The sequence below is a fragment of the Bacillus cereus group sp. MYBK5-2 genome (assembly GCF_051915685.1).
Taxonomy (GTDB): domain Bacteria; phylum Bacillota; class Bacilli; order Bacillales; family Bacillaceae_G; genus Bacillus_A; species Bacillus_A cereus.
Window position 1 is genome coordinate 1 of the sequence record NZ_JBQAFE010000025.1, and the last position, 14,846, is coordinate 14,846.

Consider the following 14,846-nt stretch of genomic DNA (forward strand, 5'->3'; position numbering starts at 1 on the left):
GGCAGAGAGGTCACACCCGTTCCCATACCGAACACGGAAGTTAAGCTCTCTAGCGCCGATGGTAGTTGGGACCTTGTCCCTGTGAGAGTAGGACGTCGCCAAGCAACTAAAAACACAAGTCATTTGACTTGTGTTTTTTTATTTCCCATGAAATAGATTTGGTTCCATTAATAAAAAATTTGAAATATAGTAAGGGATTTTTTGAGCAGAAATACTTAGAAATTGATAAATAAATGGATAATCTTCAGAACCATAACTTCCAAGTAAGTCATACCACCAATCTGTTTCATATCTAGAAATCATGCTTAAATTATAGAGCAATAAATAATGAATGAGGAGTTCAGGTAATATTGGCTTAGGATTTCTAGGGTCAGTCGTAAGTGGCAAATAATAAGTATTAGTAAGATGTTCATAGTATAAAGGAGTACTGTACATAGGATTCCATGATTGAATAGGCGCTGTAAAAAGTAAATTCGATTCATTAGTCTTCTCAGGTACGTGTTGTATTGATAAATGCTTACAAGATGTTTCAATGTAACGAGAAAATCTCTCTTTAGTCATATGTAATCGATCTAGTAGGTTGACTGAAAAGGAGAGCTCATTTTTAATTGTTGAATCAATTTTATATAAAGTTGATCCTTTTTGACTATAACGAAATAAATTTTGTAATTCTGGAATATTTCCCATTAGTTCTAACATGTTAAATTTTTCTGCTTCTAAGTGTTTCATGTGAAACAGTTGTTCTGCAACATGAGTAAACAATCCGTTTTTTTGTACCTTCACCTCATCTTCTAAAAATTGATACCCTTGTTTTTTTCGTTTGCGAGTTGTAACGCCATGAGCTAAAACAGTAGTGGATTCAGGATAGTTAGGGTCAATAGTTAGTAGGCATGCTTTAAACAGTTGACTAATTCCATAAAATAACAACATTGGTTGAATGGAAAATGGAGCAGTCTTATATAATTCATAATAATTTTTCCCGTGTTCTAAGTAATAAATAAAGGGATAACAATTTTCAAAACTTTTTTTTTCTGCATCCTGAATAGAGGATTTTTCATAACAACGGGCAAGATAACGTTGTACGTTTTGAGATGAAAAAAAGAAACTTAACTGCTGCCAAGTACAAGATGTTTGATGCATATATTACGCTCCTTTTATTGTCTAAAAATTCTAACATATATATACGTCCTTGACAGTATTTTAACCAATTGATAAGCTACTAATAATAATTTCTGGTATCATAGGGGGAACAATTATGTGGGAATCTAAATTTGTTAAAGAAGGTTTGACTTTTGATGATGTATTACTTGTACCAGCTAGGTCAGATATATTACCAAGAGAAGTAAGTGTTAAAACAGTTTTATCTGAAAGCTTACAGCTAAACATCCCGTTAATTAGTGCAGGAATGGATACAGTAACAGAAGCTGACATGGCTATTGCAATGGCTCGCCAAGGTGGTTTAGGAATTATTCATAAGAATATGTCTATTGAGCAACAAGCAGAGCAAGTTGATAAAGTAAAGCGCTCTGAAAGCGGCGTTATTTCAGATCCTTTCTTCTTAACTCCAGAACATCAAGTATATGATGCAGAACATCTTATGGGAAAATATCGTATCTCAGGTGTACCGGTTGTAAATAATTTAGATGAGCGAAAATTAGTTGGTATTATTACAAACCGTGATATGCGCTTCATCCAAGACTACTCAATCAAAATTTCTGACGTAATGACAAAAGAACAATTAATTACAGCTCCAGTTGGTACTACACTGGAAGAAGCTGAAAAGATCCTACAAAAGTATAAAATTGAAAAACTCCCTCTTGTTGATAATAACGGTGTATTACAAGGGCTTATTACAATAAAAGATATTGAAAAAGTAATTGAATTCCCAAACTCTGCTAAGGATAAGCAAGGACGCTTATTAGTTGGAGCAGCAGTTGGTGTAACAGCGGATGCGATGCTTCGCATCGATGCATTAGTAAAAGCTAGTGTAGATGCAATTGTACTTGACACAGCACATGGACATTCTAAAGGTGTTATTGATAAGGTAAAAGAAGTTCGTGCTAAATACCCATCACTAAATATTATCGCTGGAAATGTTGCTACTGCTGAAGCAACGAAAGCATTAATTGAAGCTGGTGCAAACGTAGTTAAAGTTGGTATTGGACCAGGTTCTATTTGTACAACACGCGTTGTAGCCGGTGTTGGTGTACCACAATTAACTGCAGTTTATGATTGTGCAACAGAAGCTCGTAAACACGGTATTCCAGTTATTGCTGATGGTGGTATTAAGTACTCTGGTGATATGGTGAAAGCTTTAGCGGCAGGAGCACATGTTGTTATGCTAGGTAGCATGTTTGCAGGTGTTGCAGAAAGCCCTGGAGAAACTGAAATTTACCAAGGTCGTCAATTTAAAGTGTATCGTGGTATGGGTTCTGTCGGTGCGATGGAAAAAGGAAGTAAAGATCGTTACTTCCAAGAAGGTAATAAAAAGCTTGTCCCAGAAGGTATTGAAGGACGAGTGCCATATAAAGGACCTTTAGCAGATACAGTTCACCAATTAGTTGGTGGCTTACGTGCAGGTATGGGATATTGCGGAGCACAGGATTTAGAATTCTTACGCGAAAATGCACAATTCATTCGTATGTCAGGTGCTGGCTTACGTGAAAGTCATCCTCATCACGTACAAATTACAAAAGAGGCTCCAAACTACTCATTATAATGTCTTATATACAAATAGACAGAGATTTGATATCTCTGTCTATTTTTTTTTGATTATGTTAGAATAACGGTTATGTGAGTACATAGATATTGGGGGTAGCAAAAGTGAAAGGTATGTTTTGCAAAAGATTCATTGCTTTGGTAACAGTGCTTACACTAGCTTGTAGCATTTTTATGCCATATAGCAATGCATCAGCTGAAACAGGAGCCGCTTTAAACATTGAAGCAGGTGCGGCAATTTTAGTAGAAGCGAATTCTGGGAAAATTTTATATCAAAAGAATGCAGATGAATTATTATCCATTGCTAGTATGACAAAGATGATGAGTGAATATTTAGTTCACGAAGCAGTGGATAAAGGAAAACTTAAGTGGGACCAGAAAATTAAGGTTTCTGAATATGCATATAAGGTTTCACAAGATGCTTCATTATCAAATGTTGCATTAGAAAATGGTGGCTCTTATACAGTAAAAGAGTTATACGAAGCAATGGCAATCTTTTCTGCAAATGGTGCAACAATTGCATTAGCAGAAGCAATTGCAGGTAAAGAAGTAGACTTCGTAAAAATGATGAATGACAAATCGAAAGAACTAGGGTTAAAAAATTATAAATTTGTCAATTCTACAGGTTTAACGAATAAAGATTTAAAGGGAATGCATCCAGAAGGAACAACAGCGGATGAAGAAAATAAAATGTCTGCAAAGGATGTTGCAACTTTAGCACAACATTTAATTAAAGATTATCCAAAAGTGTTAGATACAGCAAAAATCCCTAAAAAAGAATTCCGCCCAGAAAAAGAGAAGTTTGGAATGTCGAACTGGAACTGGATGTTAAAGGGCTTAGTTAAAGAATATGATGGCGTAGATGGCCTAAAAACAGGCTCAACTCCAGAAGCAGGAGATTGCTTCACTGGTACGGTTGAAAGAAACGGAATGCGTTTTATTTCTGTAGTTATTAAAACAAGTTCTCATACAGCACGTTTTGATGAAACAAAGAAGCTATATGATTATGGATTTGCTAACTTTGAAGTGAAACAAATGTATAAAAAAGGTTCTTCAGTAAAAGGACAAGAAACAGTACGAGTAGAAAATGCGAAAGATAAAGATGTAGCAGTTCAAACGAAACAAGCTATTTCACTTCCAGTGCCAAAAGGAAGTAAAGATGTTTATAAAACAGAATTAAAAGAATCAAGTAAGGGACAAGAAGCACCTATTAAAAAGGGAGCTGCGCTTGGTCAAATGGTAATTACGCCAAAAGATACAAACGACCCTGGATTTTTAACTGGTAAGTCACTGCAAGTGGATCTTGTAACGACATCTGAAGTAGAAGAAGCAAACTGGTTTACTCGTGCTATGCGCGGAATTGGTTCATTCTTTAGTGGTATGTGGAATAGTGCTGTTGATACAGTAAAAGGTTGGTTTTAAAAGCTCCTCACGATAGGAGCTTTTTTTTATTCCTATTTTTCATACCGACTTTATGAAAAAGTAGTAGACAAGCATCTGATAGTTAGTGGTAGAATGTAAGAGTATTCTTAATTTTCGCCTTTAACGGGGGAAAGCAATTCACCTAGGGGGGTTTTTGTACATGACAAATGTAACAGGGACAGAACGTGTAAAACGTGGAATGGCAGAAATGCAAAAAGGCGGCGTTATTATGGACGTAGTTAACGCTGAACAAGCAAAAATTGCAGAAGAGGCAGGCGCAGTTGCCGTTATGGCATTAGAGCGTGTACCAGCAGATATTCGTGCAGCAGGTGGCGTTTCTCGTATGGCAGACCCAACAATTGTTGAAGAAGTTATGGGTGCGGTGTCAATTCCGGTTATGGCAAAATGCCGTATCGGTCACCTTGTAGAAGCACGTGTATTAGAATCATTAGGGGTAGACTATATCGATGAGAGTGAAGTATTAACTCCTGCTGATGAAGTATACCATTTAAATAAACGTGATTACACAGTTCCATTTGTATGTGGTTGCCGTGATATCGGAGAAGCTGCACGTCGTATTGCAGAAGGTGCATCTATGCTTCGTACAAAAGGTGAACCAGGAACAGGAAACATTGTAGAGGCAGTGCGTCATATGCGCCAAGTCAATGCAGAAATCCGTCAAGTTGCGAGTCTACGTGAAGATGAGTTAATGACATATGCAAAAAATACTGGCGCTCCTTACGAAGTATTACTTGAAATTAAACGTCTTGGTCGCTTACCAGTTGTAAACTTTGCGGCAGGTGGCGTAGCAACACCAGCAGATGCAGCATTAATGATGCAACTTGGTGCTGATGGGGTATTTGTTGGATCTGGTATCTTCAAATCAGAAAACCCAGAGAAATTTGCACGTGCAATCGTTGAAGCAACGACTCATTATGAAGATTACGAACTAATTGCAAGCCTTTCTAAAGGATTAGGTAATGCAATGAAGGGTGTCGAAATTTCAACGTTATTACCAGAACAACGCATGCAAGAGCGTGGATGGTAATTAAAGGAGAACTTTAAAATGGTGAAAATCGGTGTACTAGGTCTTCAAGGTGCAGTTCGTGAGCATGTAAAATCAGTTGAAGCAAGTGGTGCAGAAGCTGTTGTTGTAAAGCGTATAGAGCAACTTGAAGAGATTGATGGTCTTATTTTACCGGGCGGTGAAAGTACAACAATGCGCCGTCTTATTGATAAGTATGCTTTCATGGAACCACTTCGTACATTTGCAAAGTCTGGTAAACCAATGTTTGGTACATGTGCAGGGATGATTCTTCTTGCGAAAACACTTATTGGCTATGAAGAAGCACATATTGGTGCTATGGATATTACAGTTGAGCGCAATGCGTTCGGACGCCAAAAGGATAGTTTTGAGGCTGCGCTTTCAATTGAAGGCGTGGGTGAAGACTTCGTTGGTGTATTTATCCGTGCGCCGTATGTTGTAGAAGTAGCTGATAATGTTGAAGTGCTTTCTAAGCATGGTGACCGAATGGTAGCGGTAAGACAAGATCAGTTTTTAGCAGCTTCATTCCATCCGGAATTAACAGATGATCATCGTGTGACAGCATACTTTGTTGAAATGGTAAAAGAAGCGAAAATGAAAAAAGTTGTATAAGTAACTTGCAACTTGTATAAGATTATAGTAAATTGATGGTAACAATTTTATAAAATAAGCGTGTTGATAGGAAATAGTAACAAATGTCGTTTCTTATAGAGAGTCGATGGTTGGTGGAAATCGATAGAAACAGTTTGTGAATCCATCCTGGAATGGAATGTGGAATATCTTTTAGATTAGTAAGCATTCCCGGTGAAGAGCCGTTATTTCTACTTGAGAGGAAAGCGGTAATGCTTTCAACTAGGGTGGCAACGCGGGTTAACTCCCGTCCCTTTATATAGGGACGGGAGTTTTTTGTGTTTTATAAAATAAAAGGAGGAGTATATAATGCTTGATATTAAATTTTTACGTACAAACTTTGAAGAAGTAAAAGCGAAATTACAGCATAGAGGCGAAGATTTAACTGATTTCGGACGTTTTGAAGAATTGGATACGAGAAGAAGAGAACTACTTGTTCAGACAGAAGAATTAAAAAGTAAACGTAACGAAGTATCTCAACAAATTTCTATATTAAAGCGCGAAAAGAAAGATGCAGAAGCTCTAATTTTAGAAATGCGTGAAGTTGGAGAAAAAGTAAAGGATCTTGATAACGAACTTCGTACAGTTGAAGAAGACTTAGAAAGATTAATGTTATCTATTCCAAATATCCCTCATGAATCTGCTCCAGTTGGTGAAACAGAGGATGATAATGTAGTAGCACGTACTTGGGGAGAAGTGAAAGAATTTACTTATGAGCCAAAACCACATTGGGATCTTGCTACTGATTTAGGAATTTTAGATTTTGAACGCGCTGGGAAAGTAACTGGAAGCCGCTTCGTATTTTACAAAGGTGCTGGTGCAAGATTAGAGCGTGCTTTAATTAGCTTTATGCTTGATCTTCATACTGATGAGCATGGATATGAAGAAGTATTACCTCCATATATGGTAAACCGTGCAAGTATGACAGGAACAGGACAACTTCCAAAGTTTGAAGAAGATGCATTCCGTATTGAAAGTGAAGATTACTTCTTAATTCCAACAGCTGAAGTACCTGTAACGAATATGCATCGTGATGAGATTTTAAATAAAGAGCAATTGCCTATAAGATATGCTGCATTTAGCTCTTGCTTCCGTTCTGAAGCAGGTTCAGCTGGGCGTGACACACGTGGTTTAATTCGCCAGCATCAGTTCAATAAAGTAGAGCTTGTGAAGTTCGTAAAACCAGAAGATTCTTATGAAGAGTTAGAAAAGTTAACAAATGATGCAGAACGCGTGTTACAATTATTAGAGTTGCCATATCGCGTTATGAGTATGTGCACAGGTGATTTAGGATTTACAGCAGCGAAGAAATACGATATTGAAGTATGGATTCCAAGCTATGGCACATATCGTGAAATTTCTTCCTGTAGTAATTTTGAAGCTTTCCAAGCGAGACGTGCAAATATCCGTTTCCGCCGTGAACCAAATGGAAAACCAGAACATGTTCATACATTAAATGGATCTGGTCTTGCAATTGGACGTACGGTTGCAGCTATTTTAGAGAACTACCAACAAGAAGATGGTACAATTATAATTCCAGAAGTTCTTCGCCCTTATATGGGAGGAAAAACAGTTATTAAGTAAATTTAAACATTCATCGGTATGAGTGATTGGTAATTATGAGCGTTGTCAGTACTGTAATGTAGGAAGGGGAAAGTAAAATTTTCCTTTCCTCATAATTTATTTTAGTAGGGTTGACTAACTGTTTTTCTTTTGATATTATATTTGATGTCAATATGGAGGTATACCCAAGTCTGGCTGAAGGGATCGGTCTTGAAAACCGACAGGCGGCGAGAGTCGCGCGGGGGTTCGAATCCCTCTACCTCCTCCAGATATAATTGACAACAGCGCATATAAGTGGAGATTGGAGAACTCGTTACCAACACGTAACGAGTTTTTATTTTAAAACCAATCATAAAGTATGGTGTAAGGTAATTTTGTCCTTATTACACACTCATATTCCGATGATTATCTTCATAGATATGAAAGGAGTCAACATGGATCTTATTATACAAACGTTTCCTTTAGATGGAAAAACTTTATATTATGTACAATGTCCTGTCTGTAAGAACAATAGAATTTTAAACAGTGGTGCAAACGTATCACGCATTATTAGTGATGATACATTCCGTAAACTTTGTGGTTGTACTTGTGATGTAAAACCAGCTACGAGTAAAGTAGAGGCGCCAAAACAAGTTAAAAAAGCAGCTGTAAAGAAAGAAGCAGCTCCAAAACGTACAGGTAAAGTATTAACGGCAGTAATTAACGGGAAAGAAATGACTGTTAAAGAGATTGCTGAAGCATACGATATTAGTACAAGTACTGTTCGTCAGCGCATTAACGCAGGAAAACCTGAGAGTGAAATTATTGCTCCAACAAAGAAGAAGTAATTTAATAGGAAAACCCGTGCATATGCACGGGTTTTTTATTTTACAAGTTTACGTGTTTGTTTTAAAAAATGGCCAATTTTTTTTATGATTGGTTCGATTGAATCACCATCTTTTAAAATATCGTACTCATTAATATTTAAGCGTAATACAGGGCATGAATTAAAGTTGTTAATCCAGTTTTCATAACGTCCATGCATTTCTTTCCAGTACTCAATTGGTGTTTGCTGTTCCATTGGGCGCCCGCGTTCTTGAATACGATCGACAATATCATCGAAAGAACCTTCTAAGTAAATTAATAAGTCTGGATGAGGGAAGTAAGGAGTCATGACCATAGCGTCAAATAAACCTTTGTATGTTTCATAATCAGTTTCCGTCATTGTTCCTTTTTCATGATGCATCTTTGCGAAAATTCCAGTGTCTTCGTAAATGGAACGATCTTGAACAAAACCGCCACCATATTCAAAAATTCTTTTTTGTTCCTTAAATCGTTCTGCTAAAAAGTACACTTGTAGGTGGAAGCTCCAGCGAGTGAAGTCCGCATAGAACTTGTCCAAATATGGATTGGAATCTACTTTTTCAAATGATGTGCGATAACCTAAAGCATTAGCTAATGCAGTTGTCATAGTTGATTTACCCACACCTACCGTTCCGGCGATAGTGATTACTGCGTCATTGGGTATATCATATTTTTGCCTTAAATTCATTATTATTTCGACTCCTTTAAGAGAGTATTTTGAAGGGCAGATAGGATAACGTTTAAATCATCAGGATTTTTTACAAAATCCATATCGTCGCCATTAAATTTCAATACTGGTATTTCCGGATGATCTTTTTTAAAAGCATCCATTGCTGTTTCATAATCTTTTGTGAGCTGTAGTAAGTAATTTGGATCCATGTTTTTTTCAAATTCTCTTCCGCGCATGGCGATTCGTTTTTGCAATGTTTCTAGGCTAGCTGTTAAATAAACAATGACATTTGGCACAGGCATATCTTGTGTAAGGATACGATAAATTTGCATGTATTTGTCATATTGAGAGTCTTTTAATGTGCGGGATGCAAAAATTAAATTTTTAAAGATATGGTAATCCGCTACTACTGGTTTCCTTTGATTCAAGTACTTTATGTTAATGTCTTCTAATTGTTTGTATCTATTACAAAGAAAGAACATCTCTGTTTGAAAACTCCATTCGTCGATGTCTTCATAGAACTTTCCTAAAAAGGGATTTTCATCAACAATCTCTTTTAGTAAGTGGAGTTGCATGTGAGTTGAAATTTCCTTCGCAAGTGAAGTTTTTCCAACACCAATTGGTCCTTCAACCGTGATAAATGGTACTCCGGTCACGCTGTTTCCTCCTTTCAATCAGTGATTTACCGTGACTACTAAAAACACAAAACAGAATTATTGTAGCACAAGAGGGAAGCGAGCGGGTTAATTTGATATAAAAAGTTAGAAAATAGATATATGTATTAATTAAATTTTATTTTGGTTGATGATGTTATATTTGCTTTCAATGTAGTTTCCATTATTTTTAAAGCATGTATATTATCTTGGTCGTTGTTAGAGGCGATACAATCCTGTGGTACATACAATTTATAATTTCTCATATGAGCATCATTAGCTGTAAATAGGATACATATATTTCCGGCAACCCCTGTTAATATTAGATTTTCTATTTTTAAATAACCTAGTAATGAATTTAAAGGTGTTTCATAAAAAGCGGAATAATGTGGTTTAATAAAAATGTACTCATCAAAACTTGGAGCAATCTTATGGATTATATTTTCGCTATATTCATTTGTGCAATGAGTAATAAGTTGGTCGATATCAGATCTCCAAAGTTGATAATGGTCATTAACGTAAATTATAGGATAGCCGAGGGATTTCATTTTTTTCTTTAATTGTAAAATAGGGTTTGTTATAGTTTCGCATTTTTTAGCTAGAATGGGTCCGTGGGAAAATTGAAAGTCATTAATCATATCGATAATGAGCAAGGCGGTATTTTTCATATGTAATCCCCTCTCTTTTTTCTTTTAGGGTGGATTGAATTTGTAAAAGTTATCCCCTGTGTAGTAAATGGAAATAAGTGTACTTTATTTGTAATGAAAGGACTATGTTATGGAACAAGATCAAGATATTTATTTTATGCAATTAGCGATAGAAGAAGCTAAAAAGGCAGAGGAAATACAGGAAGTACCAATTGGAGCAGTTATAGTGTTAGATGGTGAGGTAATTAGTGTTGCCCATAATTTAAGGGAAACTGAGCAAAGATCAATAGCTCATGCTGAGTTGCTAGCGATAGATGATGCATGTAAAAAATTAGGGACATGGCGTTTAGAAGATGCGACATTGTATGTAACATTAGAACCTTGTCCAATGTGTGCGGGTGGAATTGTTTTATCACGAGTGAAGCGAGTTGTATATGGTGCAAGTGATCCGAAGGGCGGATGTGCAGGGACATTGATGAATCTTTTAACGGATGAACGCTTCAATCATCAATGTGAAGTAGTATCTGGGGTACTAGAGGAAGAATGCGGTACGTTGTTAACAAACTTTTTTAGAGAGCTTCGTAAAAAAAGAAAAGCAATAAAAAAATTAGAGAAGAATACTGGGAACTAACGTATTTGCATTTTCTAAAGAAACAAGTTATACTGATAATGCCTTTAATGAAGGCAACCGAATATTGGTTTTAACTTTGCCGTGCTAAGCGGGGAGGTAGCGGTGCCCTATACTCGCAATCCGCTCTAGCGAGGCCGAATCCCCTCTCGAGGTTATGTTGCTGTAAGGTCTGCCTTAAGTAAGTGGTGTTGACGTTTGGGTCCTGCGCAACGGGACCCCGTGAACCTTGTCAGGTCCGGAAGGAAGCAGCAATAAGCGGGTCTTCTCGTGTGCCGCAGGAGTGCCTGAACCGAGCTAACTGCTTGAGTAACGCTTATGGTACGTAATCGACGGAGGGTGCACGGCAGTTATATATGTATACAAAACTCACCTTAATACAAAGGTGAGTTTTTTGTATAGAAAATAACTTTTGGAATCTATAAACAGAATGGGTTATAATAAATGAGATAATAACCTTTGAGGGAGGCCGTATTTTCGTGTCATACCAAGCGTTATACCGAACATGGAGACCGCAAAAGTTCGAAGATGTAGTCGGTCAAAAGCACGTGACAAAAACGTTGCAAAATGCCCTTCTTCAAGAGAAAGTTTCACATGCTTATTTATTTTCTGGCCCGAGGGGAACAGGAAAAACGACAATTGCAAAAGTATTTGCAAAAGCAATTAACTGTGAACATGCTCCGGTAGCTGAACCTTGTAATGAATGTCCTTCTTGTTTAGGAATCACACAAGGATCCATTTCAGATGTATTAGAAATTGATGCGGCTTCAAATAACGGTGTAGATGAAATTCGAGATATTAGAGATAAAGTAAAATATGCTCCAAGTGCTGTAGAATATAAAGTATACATTATTGATGAAGTTCACATGCTTTCTATGGGTGCATTCAATGCGCTTTTAAAAACCTTAGAAGAGCCGCCAGGACATGTTATCTTTATTTTGGCGACAACAGAACCTCATAAGATCCCACCTACAATCATTTCACGTTGTCAGCGCTTTGAATTCCGAAAAATATCAGTGAATGATATTGTTGAGAGATTATCAACGGTCGTGACAAATGAAGGTACGCAAGTGGAAGGTGAAGCATTACAAATTGTTGCGCGTGCTGCCGAAGGTGGTATGCGTGACGCGCTTAGTCTTATTGATCAGGCTATATCTTATAGTGATGAGATTGTTACGACAGAAGATGTATTGGCCGTAACAGGATCTGTTTCTCAGCAATACTTAGGCAATTTAGTAGAGTGCATACGTGAAAATGATGTATCAAGAGCATTGCAAATCATAGATGAAATGATGAGTAAAGGGAAGGATCCAGTTCGTTTTATGGAGGATTTCATTTACTATTATCGTGATATGCTTTTATATCAAACTTCACCGCAACTAGAACATATGTTGGAACGAGTAATTGTAGATGATCAATTCCGTAAGTTGAGTGAAGAAATGCAACCGGAAGTGATCTATGAGATTATTCATACCCTTAGTAAGGGACAACAGGAAATGAAGTGGACAAATCATCCGCGTATTTTCTTAGAAGTTGTTATGGTGCAATTGTGTCAACAGTTTATGATGCAAGCAAATGGTACAGATCGTTTGCAAGCAATTATGAACAGGATGCAGCAACTGGAGAAAGAGTTAGAGCAAGTCAAAAAGAACGGTGTGCCAGCTGGTGTACAACAGGAAGTAAGAGAGACACGCGCAACACCAAAACCGGTACGAACAGGAAGTATGAAAATTCCTGTCGGACGTGTAAATGAAGTATTAAAACAAGCGAAGCGTCAAGATTTAGAACAATTAAAAGCTGTATGGGGTGAGTTGTTAGGAAGACTCAAATCATATAACAAAGTAGCGTTTGCCGTTTTACTTGAAAATAGTGAACCGGTGGCAGCTTCAGATGACACTTACGTTTTAGCATTTCAATATGAGATTCACTGTAAGATGGCGAGCGAAAATCGAGAAGCTATGGATACAGTAGAACAAGCTTTATTTGAATTGCTAAGTAAAAGGTTAAATATGATTGCCATTCCAAAAAGTGAATGGGGTAAAATCCGTGAAGACTTTTTACAACGTGAAGGCGGAGAGTCTGAAGAAAGCCCGGAGAAAAAGGAAGACCCTCTTATAGAAGAGGCAGTGAAGTTAGTAGGGCAAGAACTCATTGAAATAAAAGAGTAATAATAATTAGGAGGAATTAATTATGATGCGTGGCGGAATGGGAAATATGAATAACATGATGAAACAAATGCAAAAGATGCAAAAGGACATGGCGAAAGCACAAGAAGAGCTTGGTGAAAAAACAGTTGAAGGTACAGCTGGCGGCGGAATGATTACAGTTATTGCAAATGGTCACAAGCAAATTCTTGAAGTGAAGATTAAAGAGGAAGTTGTAGATCCAGAAGATATTGAAATGTTACAAGATTTAGTATTAGCTGCAACAAATGATGCACTTAAAAAGGCTGATGAGCTTTCAAACTCTACAATGGGTAAATTTACAAAAGGCTTAAACTTACCAGGTGGAATGTTCTAGGAGGATATTGATACATGCATTATCCAGAACCAATATCAAAACTAATCGATAGTTTTATGAAGTTGCCAGGTATCGGACCGAAAACAGCGGTTCGATTGGCATTTTTCGTATTAGATATGAAAGAAGATGATGTGTTAGGTTTCGCGAAAGCACTTGTAAATGCGAAGCGAGATTTAGCGTACTGTTCTGTATGCGGACATATTACTGATCGTGATCCTTGTTATATTTGTAATGATTCACATCGAGATCAATCAGTTGTTTGTGTCGTGCAAGAACCGAAAGATGTAATCGCGATGGAAAAAATGAAAGAGTATCAAGGTGTATATCATGTGTTACGTGGTGCGATTTCTCCTATGGAGGGAATTGGACCGGAAGACATTAATATCCCGCAACTCTTAAAGCGACTACATGATGAAACGGTACAAGAAGTGATATTAGCAACAAACCCTAATATTGAAGGGGAAGCTACAGCGATGTATATCTCCCGCCTCTTAAAACCTACAGGCATTAAAGTAACTCGTATTGCACATGGTCTGCCAGTTGGTGGAGATTTAGAATATGCAGATGAAGTGACATTATCCAAAGCGTTAGAAGGGCGCAGAGAAGTATAAGAGGAGAAACAAAAATGTTCTTTCAAAAAAAGGGTAAATTGCGTAAAGAGTATGACGATAAGTTAATTGTACTTTTGGAAAAAGTGAAGAATGAGTGGTTACGTCAGAAGAGAATGGTCGAACAAAGTGTAGAACCGTCTCAAGATGTCATTTGTTCTTTGAAAATAGCAGAGGCGAAATATTTCTTTTTGTTGAAAGAAGCAAAGCGTCGTCCTGTAAAAATGGAACAATGGTAAAAGGCTCTGCTTTCTAAGCAGGCCTTTTTATTTTGTTTTTTTAATGCTGAGGTATTGTTTTATTTAGTTTATATGAAAGAGATGCTGCATATGATAACTGTTCTTTTTTATTGTCTTGTCCCATACAAATAGATGTATAGGTCATTCATAAGGAGGAAAAAATGAATTCTACAATTATTATTGTTGGTATTCTTACTTTAGTATTTATTTTTCTTGTTTTTGGTGTTGCCTCTAAGCCATTACGTTTTATAGGTAAGGTGATTTTTCATGTTACTTTAGGAATAGCATTGCTTTTTATCGTAAATGTTGTAGGGACATATTTTGATTTTCATATCCCAATTAACATGGGTACAGCAGCAATAACGAGTTTATTAGGTCTACCGGGTGTGGCAGCATTAGTGATTATTAAGCTTTATATCATGCCAAGATAAAATTATTTTGGCATTTTTTTTAAAAGTGTTGACTATTAAATGATTAATATGGTAAATTAATAAGCGTCGTCAGGAACGAAAGAAAAAAGTTGTTGACAGATTTAACGCAAAATGTTAAATTATAAAAGTCGCTGAAACGCGATATTGAACTTTGAAAACTAAACGAAACAAACAACGTGAAACGTCAATTTTTATTTTAGATGCTAGACAAACTAACTTTATTGGAGAG

At 36.9% G+C, this 14,846-nt stretch carries 16 protein-coding genes, 1 tRNA gene, 1 rRNA gene, 1 other RNA gene and 1 other annotated feature; of the genes, 15 read left to right on the forward strand and 4 right to left on the reverse strand.

Annotation, left to right across the window (positions count from 1 at the left end; genetic code table 11):
- Positions 1-104 (forward strand): 5S ribosomal RNA (rrf, locus tag ACTFP3_RS29865); the annotation flags it as partial.
- 34 nt (positions 105-138) lie between these two features.
- On the opposite strand, the gene ACTFP3_RS29870 is transcribed toward rrf, so the two are convergent.
- A complete protein-coding gene (locus ACTFP3_RS29870; protein WP_000554287.1) occupies positions 139-1,140 on the reverse strand; it encodes a YaaC family protein in 1,002 nt (333 codons plus the stop codon).
- Between the two features lie 115 nt (positions 1,141-1,255).
- On the opposite strand from ACTFP3_RS29870, the gene guaB reads away from it, so the two are divergent.
- From guaB to ACTFP3_RS29905, 7 genes are all read left to right on the forward strand, one after another.
- On the forward strand, positions 1,256-2,719 hold the full coding sequence (gene guaB, locus ACTFP3_RS29875) for an IMP dehydrogenase (protein ID WP_000264088.1): 1,464 nt from the start codon (positions 1,256-1,258) through the stop codon (positions 2,717-2,719).
- A gap of 113 nt (positions 2,720-2,832) precedes the next feature.
- The gene (dacA, locus tag ACTFP3_RS29880; protein WP_124749816.1) at positions 2,833-4,140 is read left to right on the forward strand and encodes a D-alanyl-D-alanine carboxypeptidase DacA; all 1,308 of its coding nucleotides are present in this window, start codon (positions 2,833-2,835) and stop codon (positions 4,138-4,140) included.
- A 160-nt stretch (positions 4,141-4,300) separates the two neighbouring features.
- Positions 4,301-5,188: a pyridoxal 5'-phosphate synthase lyase subunit PdxS gene (pdxS, locus tag ACTFP3_RS29885; protein WP_000186165.1), complete on the forward strand. Its 888-nt coding sequence runs from the start codon at positions 4,301-4,303 to the stop codon at positions 5,186-5,188.
- An 18-nt stretch (positions 5,189-5,206) separates the two neighbouring features.
- Positions 5,207-5,797, forward strand: coding sequence for a pyridoxal 5'-phosphate synthase glutaminase subunit PdxT (pdxT, locus tag ACTFP3_RS29890; protein ID WP_000238785.1), 591 nt, complete (start codon positions 5,207-5,209; stop codon positions 5,795-5,797).
- Between the two features lie 54 nt (positions 5,798-5,851).
- Positions 5,852-6,073, forward strand: a binding site (T-box leader).
- 51 nt (positions 6,074-6,124) lie between these two features.
- Entirely contained in the window at positions 6,125-7,399 is a 1,275-nt protein-coding gene (gene serS, locus ACTFP3_RS29895; RefSeq protein WP_440012068.1) for a serine--tRNA ligase, read from the forward strand.
- 154 nt (positions 7,400-7,553) lie between these two features.
- Positions 7,554-7,646, forward strand: a tRNA-Ser gene (locus ACTFP3_RS29900).
- 166 nt (positions 7,647-7,812) lie between these two features.
- Positions 7,813-8,205 (forward strand): DUF3797 domain-containing protein, encoded by a 393-nt coding sequence (locus ACTFP3_RS29905; protein ID WP_000364193.1) that lies wholly within the window; start codon positions 7,813-7,815, stop codon positions 8,203-8,205.
- A gap of 35 nt (positions 8,206-8,240) precedes the next feature.
- On the opposite strand, the gene ACTFP3_RS29910 is transcribed toward ACTFP3_RS29905, so the two are convergent.
- The 3 genes from ACTFP3_RS29910 to ACTFP3_RS29920 all read right to left on the reverse strand — a co-directional run bounded on the left by ACTFP3_RS29910 (position 8,241) and on the right by ACTFP3_RS29920 (position 10,212).
- A complete protein-coding gene (locus tag ACTFP3_RS29910) occupies positions 8,241-8,909 on the reverse strand; it encodes a deoxynucleoside kinase (RefSeq protein ID WP_001053585.1) in 669 nt (222 codons plus the stop codon).
- A gap of 2 nt (positions 8,910-8,911) precedes the next feature.
- Positions 8,912-9,547 carry a deoxynucleoside kinase gene (locus tag ACTFP3_RS29915; RefSeq protein WP_000148218.1) on the reverse strand — a complete coding sequence of 212 codons (636 nt, stop codon included), beginning with the start codon at positions 9,545-9,547 and terminating at the stop codon, positions 8,912-8,914.
- 125 nt (positions 9,548-9,672) lie between these two features.
- Positions 9,673-10,212: an isochorismatase family cysteine hydrolase gene (locus tag ACTFP3_RS29920; protein ID WP_000798726.1), complete on the reverse strand. Its 540-nt coding sequence runs from the start codon at positions 10,210-10,212 to the stop codon at positions 9,673-9,675.
- Between the two features lie 109 nt (positions 10,213-10,321).
- On the opposite strand from ACTFP3_RS29920, the gene tadA reads away from it, so the two are divergent.
- The 7 genes from tadA (at position 10,322) to ACTFP3_RS29955 (ending at position 14,617) form a co-directional block, all read left to right on the forward strand.
- Positions 10,322-10,822, forward strand: a complete 501-nt coding sequence (gene tadA, locus ACTFP3_RS29925; protein ID WP_000434329.1) for a tRNA adenosine(34) deaminase TadA — start codon at positions 10,322-10,324, stop codon at positions 10,820-10,822.
- A 79-nt stretch (positions 10,823-10,901) separates the two neighbouring features.
- Positions 10,902-11,166: signal recognition particle sRNA large type (ffs, locus tag ACTFP3_RS29930), an RNA gene on the forward strand.
- Positions 11,167-11,298: 132 nt separating this feature from the next.
- Positions 11,299-12,987 (forward strand): DNA polymerase III subunit gamma/tau, encoded by a 1,689-nt coding sequence (gene dnaX, locus ACTFP3_RS29935; protein ID WP_000121587.1) that lies wholly within the window; start codon positions 11,299-11,301, stop codon positions 12,985-12,987.
- A gap of 25 nt (positions 12,988-13,012) precedes the next feature.
- On the forward strand, positions 13,013-13,339 hold the full coding sequence (locus tag ACTFP3_RS29940) for a YbaB/EbfC family nucleoid-associated protein (RefSeq protein WP_014894853.1): 327 nt from the start codon (positions 13,013-13,015) through the stop codon (positions 13,337-13,339).
- A gap of 14 nt (positions 13,340-13,353) precedes the next feature.
- On the forward strand, positions 13,354-13,950 hold the full coding sequence (recR, locus tag ACTFP3_RS29945) for a recombination protein RecR (RefSeq protein ID WP_000559169.1): 597 nt from the start codon (positions 13,354-13,356) through the stop codon (positions 13,948-13,950).
- A 14-nt stretch (positions 13,951-13,964) separates the two neighbouring features.
- Entirely contained in the window at positions 13,965-14,186 is a 222-nt protein-coding gene (locus ACTFP3_RS29950; protein ID WP_000466019.1) for a YaaL family protein, read from the forward strand.
- A gap of 161 nt (positions 14,187-14,347) precedes the next feature.
- A complete protein-coding gene (locus ACTFP3_RS29955; RefSeq protein ID WP_001089273.1) occupies positions 14,348-14,617 on the forward strand; it encodes a pro-sigmaK processing inhibitor BofA family protein in 270 nt (89 codons plus the stop codon).
- Positions 14,618-14,846 lie beyond the last annotated feature (229 nt).

Excerpts from the sequence above, each read along its gene's own strand:
- ACTFP3_RS29910 (WP_001053585.1), bottom strand. The coding sequence starts at position 8,909 with ATGAATTTAAGGCAAAAATATGATATACCCAATGACGCAGTAATCACT.
- guaB (WP_000264088.1), top strand. The coding sequence starts at position 1,256 with ATGTGGGAATCTAAATTTGTTAAAGAAGGTTTGACTTTTGATGATGTA.
- ACTFP3_RS29920 (WP_000798726.1), bottom strand. The coding sequence starts at position 10,212 with ATGAAAAATACCGCCTTGCTCATTATCGATATGATTAATGACTTTCAA.
- tadA (WP_000434329.1), top strand. The coding sequence starts at position 10,322 with ATGGAACAAGATCAAGATATTTATTTTATGCAATTAGCGATAGAAGAA.
- serS (WP_440012068.1), top strand. The coding sequence starts at position 6,125 with ATGCTTGATATTAAATTTTTACGTACAAACTTTGAAGAAGTAAAAGCG.
- recR (WP_000559169.1), top strand. The coding sequence starts at position 13,354 with ATGCATTATCCAGAACCAATATCAAAACTAATCGATAGTTTTATGAAG.
- dacA (WP_124749816.1), top strand. The coding sequence starts at position 2,833 with ATGTTTTGCAAAAGATTCATTGCTTTGGTAACAGTGCTTACACTAGCT.
- pdxT (WP_000238785.1), top strand. The coding sequence starts at position 5,207 with ATGGTGAAAATCGGTGTACTAGGTCTTCAAGGTGCAGTTCGTGAGCAT.
- pdxS (WP_000186165.1), top strand. The coding sequence starts at position 4,301 with ATGACAAATGTAACAGGGACAGAACGTGTAAAACGTGGAATGGCAGAA.
- ACTFP3_RS29940 (WP_014894853.1), top strand. The coding sequence starts at position 13,013 with ATGCGTGGCGGAATGGGAAATATGAATAACATGATGAAACAAATGCAA.
- ACTFP3_RS29905 (WP_000364193.1), top strand. The coding sequence starts at position 7,813 with ATGGATCTTATTATACAAACGTTTCCTTTAGATGGAAAAACTTTATAT.
- ACTFP3_RS29955 (WP_001089273.1), top strand. The coding sequence starts at position 14,348 with ATGAATTCTACAATTATTATTGTTGGTATTCTTACTTTAGTATTTATT.
- ACTFP3_RS29950 (WP_000466019.1), top strand. The coding sequence starts at position 13,965 with ATGTTCTTTCAAAAAAAGGGTAAATTGCGTAAAGAGTATGACGATAAG.
- ACTFP3_RS29870 (WP_000554287.1), bottom strand. The coding sequence starts at position 1,140 with ATGCATCAAACATCTTGTACTTGGCAGCAGTTAAGTTTCTTTTTTTCA.